Origin of the sequence: Ornithinimicrobium pekingense DSM 21552 (genome assembly GCF_000421185.1) — a bacterium.
GTDB lineage: Bacteria > Actinomycetota > Actinomycetes > Actinomycetales > Dermatophilaceae > Ornithinicoccus > Ornithinicoccus pekingensis.
Window position 1 is genome coordinate 74,037 of the sequence record NZ_ATWJ01000013.1, and the last position, 15,926, is coordinate 89,962.

A 15,926-nucleotide genomic window follows, 5' to 3' on the forward strand; every position below is an offset into this window, starting at 1 on the left:
CGCTAGGTTCGGCGCGTGGACCTCCTCGACGCCGGCCGCATCCTCCTCGGCCTCGTGCTGCTCGTCGGCGGCGGCGAGCTGCTCGTGCGCGGCGCCTCGTCGCTGGCCGCCCGTCTGGGCCTGAGCCCGCTCGTCATCGGCCTGACGGTCGTCTCGGTCGCGACGTCGTCACCGGAGCTGGCGGTGACCGTCGGCGCCACCCTCGACGGGCAGCCCGACCTGGCCGTCGGCAACGTCGTCGGCTCCAACATCGCCAACGTGCTGCTGATCCTGGGCATCTCCGCGCTGGTGCTGCCGCTGAGCGTGCGCGAGCAGCTGGTGCGCTTCGACGTGCCCTTCCTCGTCGTCCTCTCCGGGCTGCTGCTGGTGCTGGCGTTCGACGGGGGCCTGTCCACCCTCGAGGGGGTCGTGCTGCTGACCGCCATGGTCGTGCACACCGCGCTGACCGTGGTCATCTCCCGGCGCAGGACGCGGGCGGCGAGGAGCGAGGGCGACAGCGGCGAGAGGACCGACGACGGGTCCGCCGGCAAGCCCCCGGCCCGCCTGCTCGTCTCCCTGCTGCTGGTGCTCGGCGGGGTGGGCCTGCTCGTCGTCGGCGCCGACCAGCTCGTCACCGGCGCCGTCTCGGTCGCCGAGGCCCTGGGGGTCAGCGGTCTGGTCGTCGGCCTGACCGTGGTCGCGGTCGGCACCTCCCTTCCCGAGCTGGCCGCCTCGGTCATCGCCGCCGTCAAGGGTGAGCGCGACCTGGCCGTCGGCAACGTCGTCGGCAGCTGCATCGCCAACATCGGCCTGGTCCTCGGCTTGCCCGCGGTCATCTCCTCCGGCGGCCTGCCGGTGCCGGGCGCCGCCCTGGCCCTGGACATCCCGCTGATGCTGGCCGCCAGCGTCGCGCTGCTGCCGGTCGTCCTGACCGACTTCTGCGTCGCCCGATGGGAGGGCGCACTCTTCATCGCCCTCTACGCCGCCTACGTCGGGTATGTCGTGCTCGACGCGATCAACCACGACGCCCTCGAGGGGTTCACGCTCGTCATGGTGGTCTTCGTGCTCCCGCTCGTGCTCGTGACGCTGGTCAGCACGGTGGTCTTCGAGGCGGGGGTGCGCCGGGGCCGTCGGGAGGAGGCCGAGGCCCGGTCAGCGTGACCGATCGGTGTCGTCATGACGACACTCATCGGTCCCGTTGCACGGTCACCGGCCCCCGCTCCTGACTTTTCCCCACTTCACCGGACGACCTGACGCGGCGTCGGCCCCCGCCTGCGCAGATCGTCCTGCCGCCGGCCTGATCCACCGCAAACCCTCTCTGACCTGCACAAACGGCGTCTCCCGGGAGCCGCGCGGGACCCCATACTTCAAGGGTGCCCCTCTCCCTCGGACTGCTCGGCACCGGACGCCTCGGCTCGGCGGTCCGGGCCGCCGCCGACGCCGCGGACGACGTGACCGTCGCCTGGGCGGTCGGCCGCGGGGAGGTCCCCGCGGCCCCGGTGGACGTCGCCGTCGACGTCAGCACCGGCGCCGCCGTCGGCGGGCACCTGGGCTGGGCGGCCCGCACCGGCACCCCGCTCGTCGTCGGCACCACCGGCTGGGACACCGGCCTGCTGGACACCCTGCCCGGCGACGCACGCGTGCTCGTCGCCCCCAACTTCTCCGTCGGCGTCGCCCTGGTGCGGCGGCTGGCGCGCGTCCTCGGGGGGTATGCCGCGCACGCGCCGGTGCCCGTCGACCTGGCCGTCACCGACGTGCACCACCGGCACAAGGTCGACGCCCCCAGCGGCACCGCGCTGACTCTGCGCGACGCCGTCGCCGAAGGAGCCGGACGGCCCGCCGACCAGGTGCAGACGACCAGCCTGCGGCTCGGCTCGGTCGTCGGCGACCACGAGGTCGTCGCCTCCTCCGGGCTGGAGACCATCACGCTGCGGCACACCGCCCACAGCCGCGACCTCTTCGCCGCCGGCGCGCTCACCGCCGCGCGCTGGCTGCACGCCCGGCCCGGCCCGGGCCTGTGGTCCCTGGACGACCTGGCCGAGGACCACCTCCGCTCCCTGCTCCTGCCCACCGACGCGGCCGCCTGAGGCGCCGCGCACCCCAGACCCGCATCACCCGGCCCGGCACCCCGCCGGGCCACCGACCGAGAGGCGACCAGATGTCCACCAGCCCGACCGCTACCCCGTTCACCGGTCTCGGTGTCGCCCTGGCGACCCCGTTCGTCTCCGGCACCGACGCGGTGGGCTCGGCGCGAAAGCCCGAGGTGGACCACGCGGCCTTCGGACGGCTCCTCGAGCACGTGCTCGCCGGCGGCCGCGGCGTCGACCACCTCGTCGTCCTCGGCTCGACCGGCGAGGCCGCGACCGTCACCGACCTCGAGCGGCACGCGCTGGTGCGCCAGGCCGTCGAGGCCGCCGCCGCGAGCGGACGCGACGTGCCGGTCGTCGTCGGGGTCGGCCACAACGACACCGAGCGCACCTGCGAGCTCGCGGCCCAGGCCGCCGCGGCCGGGGCAGACGGGCTGCTGGTGGTGACGCCCTACTACAACAAACCGCAGGTCAGCGGCCTGGTCGCGCACTACCGCGCCGTGGCCGCCGCCGCGCCCGGGCTCCCGATCATGGCCTACAACGTGCCCGGCCGCACCGGCCTCAACCTCACGCCCGCCGCCGTCGCCGCCCTGTGGCAGGTCGAGCAGGTGGTCGCGCTCAAGGAGTCCTCCGGCGACATCCGCCAGATCGCCCGGCTCTGCCAGGAGGCGCCCGCCGGCCGCGCCGTGCTCGCCGGCGACGACGACGTGGCGCTGGCCGCGATCGCCGTCGGCGCGCAGGGGCTGGTCTCCGTGGTCGCCAACGTCGCGCCGGTCGAGACCGCGCAGCTCGTGCACGCCGCGACGGCCGGCGACCTGGCCACCGCGCGCGAGACCTTCGCGCTGCTCGCCCCGCTGATGGCGGCGATGTTCGTCGAGACCAACCCGGTGCCGGCCAAGGCGGCGCTCGCCTGCCTCGGCATCGCGACCGCGCACGTGCGGCTGCCGCTGTCCCCGGCCGAGCCGGCGACGTGGACCGCGGTGCAGCGCGCCCTTGCCGGGCTGCAGGCCCACCGCCGCACGGTGCGCATCTCCGAGCGCCTCGTCGGGCTGGCGTCGTGAGCACCATGACGGGCACGGGTGTCGCGCTCGCGGACTTCTTCGCCGAGGACGGGCCCGGCGCGGCCGCCTCCGAGCGGGAGACCCTTGAACGGGTCGAGGAGCTGCTGGCCCGCCTCGAGGACGGCACGGTCCGTGCCGCGACCCGGGACGCCGACGGGACCTGGCACGCGCACCCGTGGGTCAAGCGCGGCATCCTGGCTGCCTTCCGGCACAGCGAGACCGTCGAGATGGACTGGCCCGGCGGCGCCGTCGACCGGTCGCTGGTGCCCGCCCGGCGCCTCGGCCTCGGTGACGGCGTGCGCGTCGTGCCCGGCGGGACGTCGGTGCGGCGCGGCGCCCACCTGGCGCCCGGCGTGGTCGTCATGCCCCCCAGCTACGTCAACGTCGGCGCCTCCGTCGGGGCCGGGTCGATGGTCGACAGCCACGTGCTCGTCGGCTCCTGCGCCCAGGTCGGCACCGGCGTCCACCTGTCCACCGCGGTCCAGCTCGGCGGCGTGCTCGAGCCGGTCGGCGCGCGGCCGGTGGTCGTCGAGGACGACGTCTTCGTCGGCGCGCAGTGCGGCCTCTACGAGGGGGTCGTCGTGCGCTCCGGCGCGGTCCTGGCGCCGGGGGTCTCCCTCACCTCGTCCACCACGATCTACGACCTGGTCGAGCAGCGGGAGGTGCGCGGCGAGGTACCCGCGGGCGCCGTCGTCGTGCCGGGCTCGCGGCCGGCCCGCGGCGACTACGCCGACGTGCTCGGCCTGTCGCTCTACGCACCCGTCATCGTCAAGTACCGCGACGCCTCCACCGACGCCGCCACCACGCTCGAGGACGCCCTGCGGTGAGCCCCGTCGCCACGAGGGCGAGCGGCCTGGCCGTCTCGCCCATCCGACGCATGGCCGTCGGCGCCCCCGACGGGACGGTCAGCCTCGGGCTGGGCGAGCCCGGCTGGCCGGTGCCGCTGGTCGCCCGGCAGGCGCTCGCCGCCGCCGGTGCGGCCGAGGGCGCCCTGCCCTACGGCCCCAACACCTCCTCCCCCGAGCTCGTCGCCGCGGTGCGCGACCAGCACGCGGCGGCGCACGGCATACCGGGGCTGTCCACCGAGCAGGTGATGGTGACCTCGGGCAGCCAGGCGGCGCTCTTCGCGCTCTTCTGCGCCCACGTCGAGGCCGGCAGCACGGTGCTCGTGCCTGACCCCGGGTTCGTCTCCTACCGCTCGCTGGCGCACCTGTGCCAGGCGCGCGCGGTCGGCTACCGGCTCGGCGAGGGCGGCGCGCTCGACGCCTGGCAGGTCGAGACGGCGCTCGAGGCGCACTCCGACGTCTCGCTCGTCGTGCTCAACCACCCGGCCAACCCCACGGGGGGTATGGCGTCCGCCGCCGCCCTCGCGCGCGTCGCCGAGGCGTGCGCCCGGCGCGGCGTGCTGCTGGTCTCCGACGAGGTCTACCGCGAGCTGTGGGTCGGCGAGCGCCCGCCCGGGCTGCACGACACCGCCGGCGTGGACGCGGGTGTCGTGCTGGGCTCGGTGAGCAAGGCGTTCGGCGCGCCCGGGCTGCGGGTGGGCTGGGCCGTCGGCGCGGCCGAGTTGCTGGCGCCGGCCCGGGTCGTGCACAACGCGATGACGACCGCCCCCGCCCGGCCCTCCCAGGAGGCCGCCACCGCACTGCTGCGCGCCGCCGACGAGGTGCTGGCGGAGGCGCGCGGGCACGTGCGGGCCCGGTGGGCGCTGCTCGCGCGCGTGGCGCCCCACCTCCTCCCACCGGACACCTCGGGGGGTGGCCGCGCAGGCTTCTACCTGTGGCTGCCCCTGCCCGACGGTGTCCCGCCGGAGGAGACGACCGACTTCGCGCTGCGCGTGCGCGACACCAGCCGGGTCACGACCGTGCCCGGCGACGCGTTCGGGCCGGCCGGCGCCGGCTGGCTGCGGGTCAGCCTCGGCGGCCCGCTGGAGGAGCTGGACGAAGGACTGGCGCGGCTCGCGCCCTGGTGGAAGGCATGATCTTGGCACCGTCGACGATCGACCTCTTCGCGTTCGGCGAGGACCGGCTGCTGGAGCTGACGGCCCAGCACCCGACGCCGTTCTTCGCCTACGACCTGCCGGCGGCCCGCGAGCGCTTCCGCCGGCTGCGGGCCGTCCTGCCCGCGCGGGTCCGCCTGGCCTATGCGGTGAAGTCCAACCCCGGCCTGCCGCTGCTGGAGACCTTCGCCGCCGAGGGTGCGTGGTTCGACTGCGCGTCGGCCGGTGAGGTCTCGGCGGTCCTGGCAGCCGGCGGCACCGGTTCCGGCATGGTCTTCGCCGGCCCGGCCAAGTCCGAGCGCGACCTGCAGGCCGCGCTCTTCGCCGGCGCCCGGGTCCAGGTGGACGGCATCGAGGACGTGCAGCGGCTGCATACCCTGCACGCCGGCCCCGAGCCGCTGCGGGTCAGCGTGCGGGTCAACCCCGCCTCGGGTGTGTCGGAGGCGGCGGCCATCATCGGGGGCGGCGGGCCGAGCGCGTTCGGGGTGGACGAGGAGGTGGTCGACGAGTTCCTCGCGCAGGCCGCGGCCTACGACCGCGTGCGCGTCAGCGGGCTGCAGGTGTTCGCGGCGAGCAACGAGCTCGACGCGGGCCGGCTCCTCGACAACCACCGCACGGCGCTGCGCATCGGGCGGCGCCTGCACGAGACGCACGGCATCGAGCTCGACCTCGTCGACGTCGGGGGCGGGCTCGGGGTCCGGTATGCCGCCGCGCAGCCCAGCCTCGACGTGCGGGCGCTCGGCGCGGGGCTGGGCCGGGTGCTCGAGGAGAACGAGTGGTTCACCGGCGAGCTGCTGCTCGAGCCGGGACGCTGGCTGTCGGCCCCGACCGGGGTCTACTGCGCGCGCGTGGTGCGCACCAAGGTCTCGCGCGGGGAGCGCTTCGTCATGCTCGAGGGCGGCATCAACCACCTGCTGCGCCCGCTGCTCACCGGCCAGTCGTTCCCGACGCTGGCGGTCCGGCCGGGCGTCGGGGTCATCGGCGGGCGGTCCGCCAGCGGCGTGGGGGGCGACCTCGTGCCCACCACCCTCGCCGGGCCGCTGTGCACGTCCCTGGACCGGGTCGGCACCGGTGACCTGCCGGCGGACCTGCGCCCGGGCGACGTCGTCGTCCTCGGCCAGGCCGGGGCCTACGCCTCCACGCAGGCGATGACGCACTTCCTGTCGCACCAGCCGCCGGAGCAGGTGTGGGTGGACGGCGCGGGCGCGGCGACCGGTCGGGCGGTGCAGCTGTCCGGAAGTCCTGCCTGACCCTCGTGCACCGCTGTCGTGTCACGACGGTCGCTCCAGCGACGGGCGTGTCACGACAGCGGTGCACGGCGGTCGTCTCGCCGCGCCACGGGGGCGCCCCCCGGCCACGATGGAGAGACACCACCGCACGTGAGGAGGGCACCACCATGACCCGCCCGACCCCCGCCAGCCCGACCCCCGACAGCCCGACCCAGTCCACCCCGGACCCCGCCACCCCGCTCGCCGTCGTCACCGGCGCGTCGACCGGCATCGGCCGCGAGATCGCACGCGAGCTGGCCTCCCGCGGCTACGACCTGGTCGTCTGCGCCGACGAGCCGCAGATCGAGCACGCGGCCGCGGCGGTGATGAGCGGCACCACCACCGCCACGGCGGTGCAGGCCGACCTGGCCACCGAGGACGGCGTGCGGCTGCTCGTCGACCGGGTCCGTGACCTGGGTCGCCCCGTCGACGCGCTGGTGCTCAACGCCGGCGTCGCGGCGGGCGGACCGTTCCTGGAGACGTCATGGGCCGAGGACGCCCGGCTGGTGGCGCTCAACGTCAACCACGTGCTGGCCGTGGCCAAGGAGCTGCTGCCCGACATGGTGCGGCGCGGCCGGGGCCAGGTGCTGGTCACCTCCTCGATCGCGGCGACCATGCCCGGGCCCTGGTACGCCACCTACGCCGCGTCCAAGGCGTTCCTGCACTCCTTCGCCCAGGCGCTGCGCTTCGAGCTCAAGGACACCGGGGTCACCGTGACCTCGCTGCTGCCCGGCCCCACCGACACCATGTTCTTCGAGCGCGCCGGCATGCAGGACACCGAGGTCTACGACACCACGAAGGACGACCCCGCCGAGGTGGCGCGGGACGGGGTCGAGGCCATGCTCGAGGGTGCGGACGCCGTCGTCGCCGGGTCGCTGAGAAACAAGGTGCAGGCCCTGGCCACCAACCTGCTGCCCGAGCAGGTCAAGGCCCGGCTGCACGCGAGCCTGACCAAGGAGAAGGACGACTAGCACCCGGAGGGTCGCCATCGCCCGGGCCGAGCCCGGGCGGCACACTGGGCCGATGGGCGAGGACCAGACCCGCCGGGCCTACGACACGGTCGCCGACGACTACGCGCGCCTGCTCCCGGACACCCGGGCCGAGACCCGGCTGGACCTGGCGATGGTCGAGGCCCTCGTCGACCACGTCCGGGACGCCGGAGAGGTGCTGGACGCCGGGTGCGGCGCCGGGCGGCTGACGCGCTACCTCGCCGACCGCGGCTGCACCGTGCGCGGCGTCGACCTGTCCCCAGGCATGGTCGCGGCCGGACGTCGCGCCCACCCCGACCTCGATCTCCAGGTCGCCTCTCTGCTCGACCTGCCGTTCGCCGACGGCCGCTTCGCCGGCGCCCTTCTCTGGTACTCCACCATCCACACCCCCGGACCCGGCCTGCCACCGCTGCTGGCCGAGGTCGTGCGCGTCGTCCGGCCCGGCGGCGTGCTGCTCGTCGGCTTCCAGGCCGGGCACGGCACGGTCGACCTGGCCGCGTCCTACGGCCGGCACGGGCACGACGTCGAGCTGACCCGCTGGCGGCGCACCCCCGACGAGATGGCCGCCCTGCTCACCGCGGCCGGCACCACCGAGGTCGCCCGGCTCGTGCGTGCCCCTGACCCCCAGCAGCCGTGGGAGGACGACGACCAGGCGTTCCTCCTCGTCCGCCGCACCGACGACCCGACCCCTCCCACCCCCGGACCCGCGACCGAAGGAGACCCCGCGTGACCGCATACCTCGCCCCCCGCCCCTGGGTGCCGGAGCCGAGCGAGACCCTCGTGCAGGAGGTCGCGGCGCGCACCGCCGGCCTGACGCCGCAGGACGTGCTCGGCGAGCTCGACCGCCTCGTCGCCGACAACCGCCGCATCCACGACGCCGACTGCGTCAACCTCAACCCCGCGACCAACGTGATGAACCCGCGCGCCGAGGCGATGCTCTCCACCGGCCTCGGCTCACGCCCGTCGCTGGGCTACCCGGGCGCGAAGTACGAGATGGGCCTGGAGGCGATCGAGCGCATCGAGGTCGTCGCGGCCGAGCTCGTCGCCGAGGTGTTCCGGGCTCGGTATGCCGAGGTCCGCGTGCCCTCGGGCGCGGTCGCCAACCTCTACGCGTTCCTGGCCCTGACCGAGCCGGGCGACACCATCGTCGCGCCGCCGCCGTCGATCGGCGGGCACGTGACCCACCACGCGGGCGGCTCGGCGGGGATGTACCGCCTGCGCACCGTCCCCGCCCCGGTCGCGCCCGGCGGCTACACCGTCGACATCGACGAGCTTCGCCGGGTGGCCCACGAGGTGCGGCCACGGATGATCACGGTCGGTGCGAGCCTCAACCTCGAGCCGCACCCGGTGCCCGCGATCCGCGAGATCGCGGACGAGGTCGGTGCCACGGTGCTCTTCGACGCCGCGCACCTGTGCGGGCTCATCGCCGGTCGCGCCTGGCCGCACCCGCTCGAGCAGGGCGCGCACCTGATGACGTTCAGCACCTACAAGAGCCTCGGCGGCCCCGCCGGCGGCGTCGTGGTCACCGACGACGCGGAGATCGCGCAGCGCCTCGACGCGATCGCCTACCCCGGGCTGACCGCCAACTTCGACGCCGGCAAGACCGCCGCGCTCGCCGTCACCATGGTCGACTGGCTGGTCGCGGGGCAGGGGTATGCCGCCGCGATGGTCGCCACCGCCGCGCGCCTCGCCGAGGAGCTGAGGGCCGCGGGCGTGCCCCTCTTCGAGCTCGCCGACGGCGCACCGACGCGATCGCACCAGCTGGCCGTGCGCGCCGCCGCCTGGGGCGGCGGCCAGGCCGCGGCCCGCCGGCTGCGCCGCGCCAACATCCTCAGCTGCGGCATCGGGCTGCCCGAGGAGCCGGTCGACGGCGACGTCAACGGGCTGCGGCTCGGGACGCCGGAGGTGGTGCGGCTGGGGATGGGCCCGGAGGACATGCCGGAGCTGGCCGGGCTCGTCGCGCGCGGGCTCGACCCCGACAGCGACCCGGAGACGGTGGCCCCGGAGGTGACCGCCTGGCGCCGACGGTTCGGCGGCGTGCACTTCACCGCGCAGCAGCCGGGCTGAGGGCGCCCGGGGCAGGTGCGACCGGCGGTATCGTCACGCTCATGGCCCACCCGCCCAGGGGTCGACCGGCTGTCGCCGGGACGGTCGGGGCGCTCGCCCTCGTGGCGCTCGCCGCGGTCGGCGCCTGGGCGGAGGTGACCGCCGGGACCGCCCCGCGCATGGTCGCCCTCGACGTCTGCGTCGGCCTGGCGCTGGGCGCGGCCGCGCTGCTCTCCCCCGTGCCGGTGCGCCAGCGCGTCCTCGTGGGCGGCGCGGGTGCCGCGTGGCTGCTCGCCTCGTCGCTGCCCGTCCCGACGCTGCACCAGGCGGTGCTGGTGCTGGCGGTCGGCTGGTTCCCCGACGGCACCCCGCAGCGCCGACTGAGGGCCGTGCTGGTGGCCGGTGGTGCGCTGGCGGTCGCCGGGTGGGCCGTGCTCGTCACCGTGACGCCGGCAGGGCTCACGCTGCCGGCGCCGGTGATGCGCGGCGGCGGCCAGGTGCTCGCGGGCACGGCGCTGGTGACCGCGGGGCTGTGCGCGGTGCACCGGCGGGCCCGGCCGGTCGCGAGGAGCGTCTTCCCGCTCGCCACCGGACTCGTGCTCGGCGGCTTCCTCCTGCTTGTCGGGGTCTCCGCCCTCGCCGCGCTCCGGCCCCCGCACCCCGCGACGGTCCTCGTCGGCTGGAAGGTGGCCCTGCTGCTGGCCGCCGCCGGCCACGTCGTGGCCGCCCACGCACTGACCCGGGCGCCCGGCCGGCTGGTGCGGGACGCCATCACCCAGCACCGCGACCGGCCGGCGACCGCACGGGCCACGGCTCTGCAGGCGGTGCTGGCCGACGCCCTGCGCGACCCGGGCCTGCGCGTCGTGGTCGCCGACGCCCGGACCGGGCGCCTCGAGGCGCCCCACGGGTCGCACGTGGTCAGCGTGGACGGCCGGCCGGTGGTCGCGGTCACCACGACCTCGCCGCTGCTGCGCGACCCGGCGGTGGCCGGGCCGCTGGACGAGGCGCTGGGGCAGGCGGCGCGGTCGTTCGAGCTCGCCGCCTCCCGGGAGGACCACGTCGCGGCGCTGCGGCGGGCGCGCAGCCGGCTCGTGGCCACCGACCAGCGGGAGCGCCGGCGCCTGACCCAGCGGCTGCAGTCCGACGTGCTGCCCGACCTCGCCGGGGCCACCGCGCGGCTGACCGGGCTCTCCGCGGAGCCGCAGGGCGACGCCCTGGCCATCGCCCTGGCCGAGCTGCGGCACGCCCAGGAGGACATCGCCGCGCTGCTGCACGGCTCCCTGCCCTACGAGGTGGGCGGCGGACGGCTGGTGGAGGCGGTCAGCCAGCTGGTCGGCAGCCTGCCCGTGCCGGGGTCGGTCGAGGTGGCGGGCACCGTCGACGGCCCGGTCGAGGTGGAGGGCGCCGCCTACTTCCTCGTGGCCGAGGCGCTGGCCAACGCGGTCAAGCACGCGCAGGCCGACCGGGTGGTGGTCCGGCTCACCGGGGGCCGCGCCAGCCTGGGAGTCCGCGTCACCGACGACGGACGAGGGGGCGCCGACCCCTCCGGCTCCGGCCTGCTCGGCATGCGCGAGCGGGTGGCGGCGCTGGGCGGGACCTGGCGGGTCGACAGCGTCCCCGGCGGGGGCACGGTCGTCGAGGCGGTGCTGCCGCTGGGCCCGGGCTGACCGGAGCTCGAGGCCCGGGCTGACCGGCCACGGAAGAGGCCGTCGACGCTGGTCGCGTCGACGGCCTCTCGGGGTCCTCGTCCCTGCCCTGCGGGCCCCGCCCCGTCAGTGCGTCGGCGCGTGGGCCAGGTGGACCCGGACGAGCTGTTCGTGCACCCACGACCACCACTGGTGGGCGGCCGCCGGGGCGGGCCCGGCCTCCTGCGCCGGGGTGCGGCGCTGACGCAGCTGCTGCTGCAGGTCCCTCTCCCGCTCGTGCGCCATGCTGCGCGCGGCGAGCATGTCCAGGTGCTGGTTCACGATGTCCTCCTCGCGGGTATGCCGTGGCCGGCCGGGTCACCGGCCGTCGCCCGGCCAGCCGATGTCGGCACCGTCGACGCGGGTGCCCGTGCCGCCCGTGCCGGAGCTGTCCTCGTCGGCCATCTCGGCGCGGGGGATGCCGGTGTGCGGCGCCGTGACCTTGCCCTCGTCGGCCATCTCGGCACGCGGGATGCCGGTGTGGGCAGCCCCACCCTTGCGGGGGGTCAGCCCGGCCGGGGGCACCTCCATGCCGGCGGTCTCCGGGAAGGCCTGCAGGCGTGCCTTGCGGACGTCTTCGGAGAGGTCGGCCGCGGTGAGGGTGGAGGGACGCGCGGCCAGGCGGGCCTTGCGCGCGTCCTCGGCGACGTCGGCCTGCGAGACGGTGCGGTCGGTGTCGTCGACGGTCTGGGTCCCGCAGGCGGCGAGCGCCAGGGTCCCTGCCAGCAGTGCTGCCACGGAGGTGCCTGCGTGGCGTCGGGTCATGCTCATGGGTCCTACCCCTTCGATGTCGGTGGTGCGTCGTCCTGACCCCTCCACGGTCCTGCCGGGGGGCCGGTGCCCACCAGCGCGTCACCACCGGACCTGGTGCGGGAAACACGGTGCCCGGCGGCCCCGAACCCGGCGGGAATCACGGGTGCGGCGGGTCGCTCCCGGCGGGACACTGAAGACATGCACCGCCAGGGCGCGCGTCTGGCCGCCGGGACCGTTCTGCTGCTGCTGGTCACCCTGGCCGCGGCGGACGACCTGCTGGGCATCGGCAGCCTCACCTCGGGCCCGGCCCTGGCCACCGTCCTCGCCTGGCTCGTGTGCGCCGCCGCCGTCGCGGTCGCGGTGCGGTGCGCCGGCAGCGGCGGGTCGACCGCGGCCTGGATGCTGCTGCTCCTCGCGGCGGCCGCCTGGGCTCCGGCCCTGAGCGGGCGCAGCTGGGTGCCGGCCGTCCTCGACGGTCCGCTCCTCGCGGCCGCCGCCCTCGTCCCGCTCCTGCTGGCGCTGCACGGCACGGCGTGGGCCGGGCGACCGGGGCCGCGCGCGCTCGTCGTGGTCGCCGGCCTCCCGGCGCTCGCGGCCGCCGTCACGGTCCTGGCCTACTCCCCCCTCGGCGACCCCCTGTGCACCACCGGCTGCGGCTCGGCCGGCGCGCCGTGGGCCGACCCCGCGCACGCCCGGGAGGTGACCGTCCTGGTCGCCCTCCTCACCGGCGCCTCGGCCGCGGCGGGCCTGGTCCTGGTCTGGCGACGGCGACGCCATACCCCCGGCTGGGTGGTGCGCGGCGTCGTGGCCGGCCTGCTGGTCGTGCCCGTCCTGGGGTGGCTGCGCGCGACCGCGTGGGGGCTGACCGCGGGGCCGCCCGACCGGCCGGTGTGGTCGCTGCTGCCGGTGGCGCTGGCGACCGCCGGGACCGGGGCCTACCTGTGGACCCTCGCCTCCGTGCGCCGCCGGCTGCGCGCGGTCGTCACCCGGCTCGGCGACGTCACCGCGGACCCGTCGCTCGGGCAGGTGCACTTCGCCCTGCCCGAGGAGGGGCGGTGGATCGACCTGCACGGGTCGGCGGCGCAGGAGGGGCCCGACCCCGGGCAGGCGCTGGTCGTCACCGACGACGCGGGCCGCCCCTGGGCCCGGCTGAGCATGCCCGGCGGGCAGCCGGTGGACGACCTGGCGTGCGACGCGTCGGTGTGGCTGCTGCTCGAGAACGCCCGGCAGACCGCGATGCTGCGCGCCGACCAGCGGGCCGTCGAGTCCTCGCGCCGGCAGGTGGTCGCCCGTTCTGACGGGGAGCGCCGCCGCATCGAGCACGACCTGCACGACGGCGTGCAGCAGCGCCTGGTCTCGGCCAAGCTGCACCTGGCCATCGCCAGGTCCGCGGCGCCGGCGGAGGTCTCGGGCGACCTGCTGGAGGTCGACGACCGGCTGCAGCACGCGCTCACCTCCCTGCGCGACGTCTCCCACGGGCTCTTCCCGCGGTCGCTGGAGGCCGAGGGCCTGACCCCCGCCCTCCAGGAGCTGGCCGGCACGCGGCCGATGACCCTGCACCTGGCCGGTCCCGTCGACGACGTGCCGCTGCCCGTGCGCACCACCGTGTATGCCGTCGCCCACCGTCTCGTCGGCGAGGCCGTGGGCGAGGGCCATCCCGTGCCCGAGCTGACCGTCCGGCGCTCCGGGGGGACCGTCACGGTCGACGCCCGCCTGGCCGGCCTCGCCCGGACCGACGTCGCCGAGGCGCTGCTGGAGGTCGAGGACCGGGTGGGGGCGCTCGGCGGCCGGGTGCGGGCCGCCGCGAGCCACGGCGTCCTGCACGTGCGGGCGGAGCTGCCGTGCGGGTCGTGATCGCCGACGACGTCATGCTGGTCCGCTCCGGGATCGCCCGGCTGCTGGGCGACCACGGGGTCGACGTCGTCGGTGAGGCCGGTGACGCCGCGGAGCTTCTGCGGCTGGTCGCCGTCGAGCGGCCCGACGTGGCGGTCGTGGACATCCGCATGCCGCCGACCCACACCGACGAGGGCCTGGTCGCCGCCCAGCGGATCCGCCGCGACTACCCCGGGACGGCCGTCGTCGTGCTCAGCCAGTACGTCGAGCCGGTCTACGCCCAGCGGCTGCTGGCCGACCACCCCGGAGGTGTCGGTTACCTGCTCAAGGAGCGGGTCTCCGACGTGGCGGTGCTGGTCGACGCGCTGCACCGGGTGCACGAGCAGGAGAGCGTCATCGACCCCACGATCGTCGCCCAGGTCCTGCGCGGCCACCCCGCGGGCTCGCCCGTCGGCCGGCTCACCGAGCGCGAGCGCAGCGTCCTGGCGCTCATGGCCGAGGGCCGCTCCAACGGCGGGATCGCGCGGGAGCTGGTCCTCAGCGAGCGCACGGTCGAGGCGGCGAGCGCCAGCATCTTCCGCAAGCTGGGGCTCAGTGCCGCGCCCGACCTCAACCGCCGGGTGCTGGCCGTGCTCACGCTGCTGCGCGGCGGCTAGCCGATCCGCCGCCAGGGCTTGACGACCAGGTAGAACGACGGGTCCTCCGAGACGAGGTCCGACAGTGTCAGCACGTCACCGTCGAGGGACCAGCGCACCCGGTGCGTGCTGGGCGGCAGGCAGCTCGTCGGACCCTGGTCCAGGTCGCGGTCGCAGTCGGTCAGCCGCGCCTCCTCTGCGGTGTCGTGGGTCAGGTATGCCGTGTCACCGGTCCCGGTGACCCAGCCCACCTCCCGGGGGTTGGCGTCGTGGTCGGCCGGCAGCTCCCCGGCGTAGTCGCAGTCGGTGCCGGTGGAGGAGCGCAGCGGCGTGCAGTCGAGCTGGAAGGTCCCGTCGGCCAGCCTGAGGGTCCACACCCCGGTGGCGCCCTCGGCCGTCCGCGCCAGCCCGGAGGCCTCGACGTCGTCCGGGCCGATCTCGACGCGGTAGACCCCGTCCGGCAGCGCCGCCGGGGTGTCCGGCACGTCCAGCTCACCGGGCCCGACCCGGGTGACGAGGGGGACGTCGCGGCACTGCCGGGCGTCGAGGGCGTCGACCGGGTGCCCTGACCCGATGGCCCGCACCTCGGCGAGGACCGGGTCGTCCTGCAGGTCGTGGAGCACGGGGGCCACCGCCCGGTGCAGCTCGGCGAGCTCGGTCTCGGTGGCCAGGTGCACCTGGGCGCCCGACTCGCACAGCTCGCGGACCAGCGTGTCCTCGTCGTGCTCGCCCTCGACGCTGGCCCGCACGGCCCGGTCCGCCGCCTGCCGGACCCACCCCCGCTGCTCCTCGGTGAGGGCGTCCCAGGTCTGCTCCGAGAGGCTGAGCACGAAGACCTTGGGCCACAGCACGACGTTGCCGGTGATGTGCCCGGCCTCCGTCGTCATCCCGTTGTGGTGGTACTGCGCCACGTCGAGCTCGACGCCGTCGAGGCGCCCGGCCCGGACCTCCTCGGGCCACTCGTAGGTCACGTGCACCGGCTCGCCGCCGAGCGCGCGCACCGTCGCGTCCTGCACCGGGGAGGCGTAGGAACGGAACCGCACGTCTCCCCAGTCCCCGACGCCGACCAGCGGGCGGTCGGCCGCCATCGGCCGGCGCAGCGGCCCCACCGCCAGCCCGAGCCCGACGACGCCGGAGCCCTCGAGACGCTCGAGCAGGGTGCCGGCGGTGGCCGAGGTGACCAGCTCACCGACCGCGGCGTAGGAGGTGAGCGTCAGCGGGGCCTCCACGACCTCCAGGCCCTCGATCCCCGCCGCGGCGAAGGCGCGCGTGGACGGCCACCCGCCGTCGACCCGCCCCTGGGCGATCGCCTCGACCAGGCGGGTCTCCGTGTCGGGCTCGGTCCCGCCGAAGGTCTCCAGGTCCACCTCGACCCGCAGGGCGCCCTCGGACACCTCGCCGAGGGCGTCGACGAACGCGGGCGGCCCGTACGACATACCGTTGTTGTCCACCGCGTCGACCGAGGCGAGCGTGATCACCCGCACCGCGCTGCCCGCCTTGTCGGGCCCCGCCTCGGCCCGGCACCCGGCCAGGGCGAGCATCAGCGCGCAGGGGACGGCTACGACCGCGGCGAGTTTCACATCCGGCTCCT

General features: G+C 76.2%; 15 protein-coding genes. 12 read left to right on the plus strand and 3 right to left on the minus strand.

The annotated features are described in order from the left end of the window. Positions 1 to 15 precede the first annotated feature (15 nt). The 10 genes from K330_RS0114730 to K330_RS0114775 all read left to right on the plus strand — a co-directional run bounded on the left by K330_RS0114730 (position 16) and on the right by K330_RS0114775 (position 11,096). Positions 16 to 1,140 carry a calcium/sodium antiporter gene (locus K330_RS0114730; protein WP_022922581.1) on the plus strand — a complete coding sequence of 375 codons (1,125 nt, stop codon included), beginning with the start codon at positions 16 to 18 and terminating at the stop codon, positions 1,138 to 1,140. A 212-nt stretch (positions 1,141 to 1,352) separates the two neighbouring features. Beyond that, positions 1,353 to 2,066, plus strand: coding sequence for a 4-hydroxy-tetrahydrodipicolinate reductase (locus K330_RS21595; RefSeq protein ID WP_022922582.1), 714 nt, complete (start codon positions 1,353 to 1,355; stop codon positions 2,064 to 2,066). Between the two features lie 71 nt (positions 2,067 to 2,137). Further along, entirely contained in the window at positions 2,138 to 3,127 is a 990-nt protein-coding gene (dapA, locus tag K330_RS21600; protein ID WP_022922583.1) for a 4-hydroxy-tetrahydrodipicolinate synthase, read from the plus strand. Positions 3,128 to 3,132: 5 nt separating this feature from the next. Beyond that, positions 3,133 to 3,954, plus strand: a complete 822-nt coding sequence (locus tag K330_RS0114745) for a 2,3,4,5-tetrahydropyridine-2,6-dicarboxylate N-succinyltransferase (protein ID WP_084617630.1) — start codon at positions 3,133 to 3,135, stop codon at positions 3,952 to 3,954. Then, entirely contained in the window at positions 3,951 to 5,108 is a 1,158-nt protein-coding gene (locus K330_RS0114750; protein ID WP_022922585.1) for a pyridoxal phosphate-dependent aminotransferase, read from the plus strand. Before K330_RS0114745 ends, K330_RS0114750 begins: the two co-directional genes overlap by 4 nt. Beyond that, positions 5,105 to 6,376: a type III PLP-dependent enzyme domain-containing protein gene (locus tag K330_RS0114755; RefSeq protein WP_022922586.1), complete on the plus strand. Its 1,272-nt coding sequence runs from the start codon at positions 5,105 to 5,107 to the stop codon at positions 6,374 to 6,376. Before K330_RS0114750 ends, K330_RS0114755 begins: the two co-directional genes overlap by 4 nt. A 146-nt stretch (positions 6,377 to 6,522) precedes the next feature. Continuing rightward, entirely contained in the window at positions 6,523 to 7,365 is an 843-nt protein-coding gene (locus K330_RS0114760; protein ID WP_022922587.1) for an SDR family NAD(P)-dependent oxidoreductase, read from the plus strand. A gap of 52 nt (positions 7,366 to 7,417) precedes the next feature. Further along, complete coding sequence (locus K330_RS21605) at positions 7,418 to 8,113, plus strand: class I SAM-dependent methyltransferase (RefSeq protein WP_022922588.1); 696 nt, start codon at positions 7,418 to 7,420, stop codon at positions 8,111 to 8,113. Then, positions 8,110 to 9,450 (plus strand): serine hydroxymethyltransferase, encoded by a 1,341-nt coding sequence (locus tag K330_RS0114770; RefSeq protein ID WP_022922589.1) that lies wholly within the window; start codon positions 8,110 to 8,112, stop codon positions 9,448 to 9,450. The genes K330_RS21605 and K330_RS0114770 overlap by 4 nt, the downstream gene beginning before the upstream one ends. A 41-nt stretch (positions 9,451 to 9,491) precedes the next feature. Further along, positions 9,492 to 11,096, plus strand: a complete 1,605-nt coding sequence (locus K330_RS0114775; RefSeq protein WP_022922590.1) for a sensor histidine kinase — start codon at positions 9,492 to 9,494, stop codon at positions 11,094 to 11,096. A gap of 105 nt (positions 11,097 to 11,201) precedes the next feature. On the opposite strand, the gene K330_RS0114780 is transcribed toward K330_RS0114775, so the two are convergent. Together K330_RS0114780 and K330_RS0114785 are read right to left on the minus strand one after the other, a co-directional pair. Beyond that, positions 11,202 to 11,396, minus strand: coding sequence for a hypothetical protein (locus K330_RS0114780; protein WP_022922591.1), 195 nt, complete (start codon positions 11,394 to 11,396; stop codon positions 11,202 to 11,204). A gap of 36 nt (positions 11,397 to 11,432) precedes the next feature. Then, the gene (locus tag K330_RS0114785; RefSeq protein WP_022922592.1) at positions 11,433 to 11,885 is read right to left on the minus strand and encodes a hypothetical protein; all 453 of its coding nucleotides are present in this window, start codon (positions 11,883 to 11,885) and stop codon (positions 11,433 to 11,435) included. Positions 11,886 to 12,065: 180 nt separating this feature from the next. On the opposite strand from K330_RS0114785, the gene K330_RS0114790 reads away from it, so the two are divergent. Then, the gene (locus K330_RS0114790; RefSeq protein ID WP_022922593.1) at positions 12,066 to 13,721 is read left to right on the plus strand and encodes a sensor histidine kinase; all 1,656 of its coding nucleotides are present in this window, start codon (positions 12,066 to 12,068) and stop codon (positions 13,719 to 13,721) included. Further along, entirely contained in the window at positions 13,709 to 14,356 is a 648-nt protein-coding gene (locus K330_RS0114795; RefSeq protein ID WP_022922594.1) for a response regulator transcription factor, read from the plus strand. The genes K330_RS0114790 and K330_RS0114795 overlap by 13 nt, the downstream gene beginning before the upstream one ends. Here K330_RS0114795 and K330_RS0114800 read toward each other — a convergent pair. Next, the gene (locus K330_RS0114800) at positions 14,353 to 15,915 is read right to left on the minus strand and encodes a TRAP transporter substrate-binding protein (protein WP_022922595.1); all 1,563 of its coding nucleotides are present in this window, start codon (positions 15,913 to 15,915) and stop codon (positions 14,353 to 14,355) included. The genes K330_RS0114795 and K330_RS0114800 overlap by 4 nt on opposite strands. Positions 15,916 to 15,926: the final 11 nt, after the last annotated feature.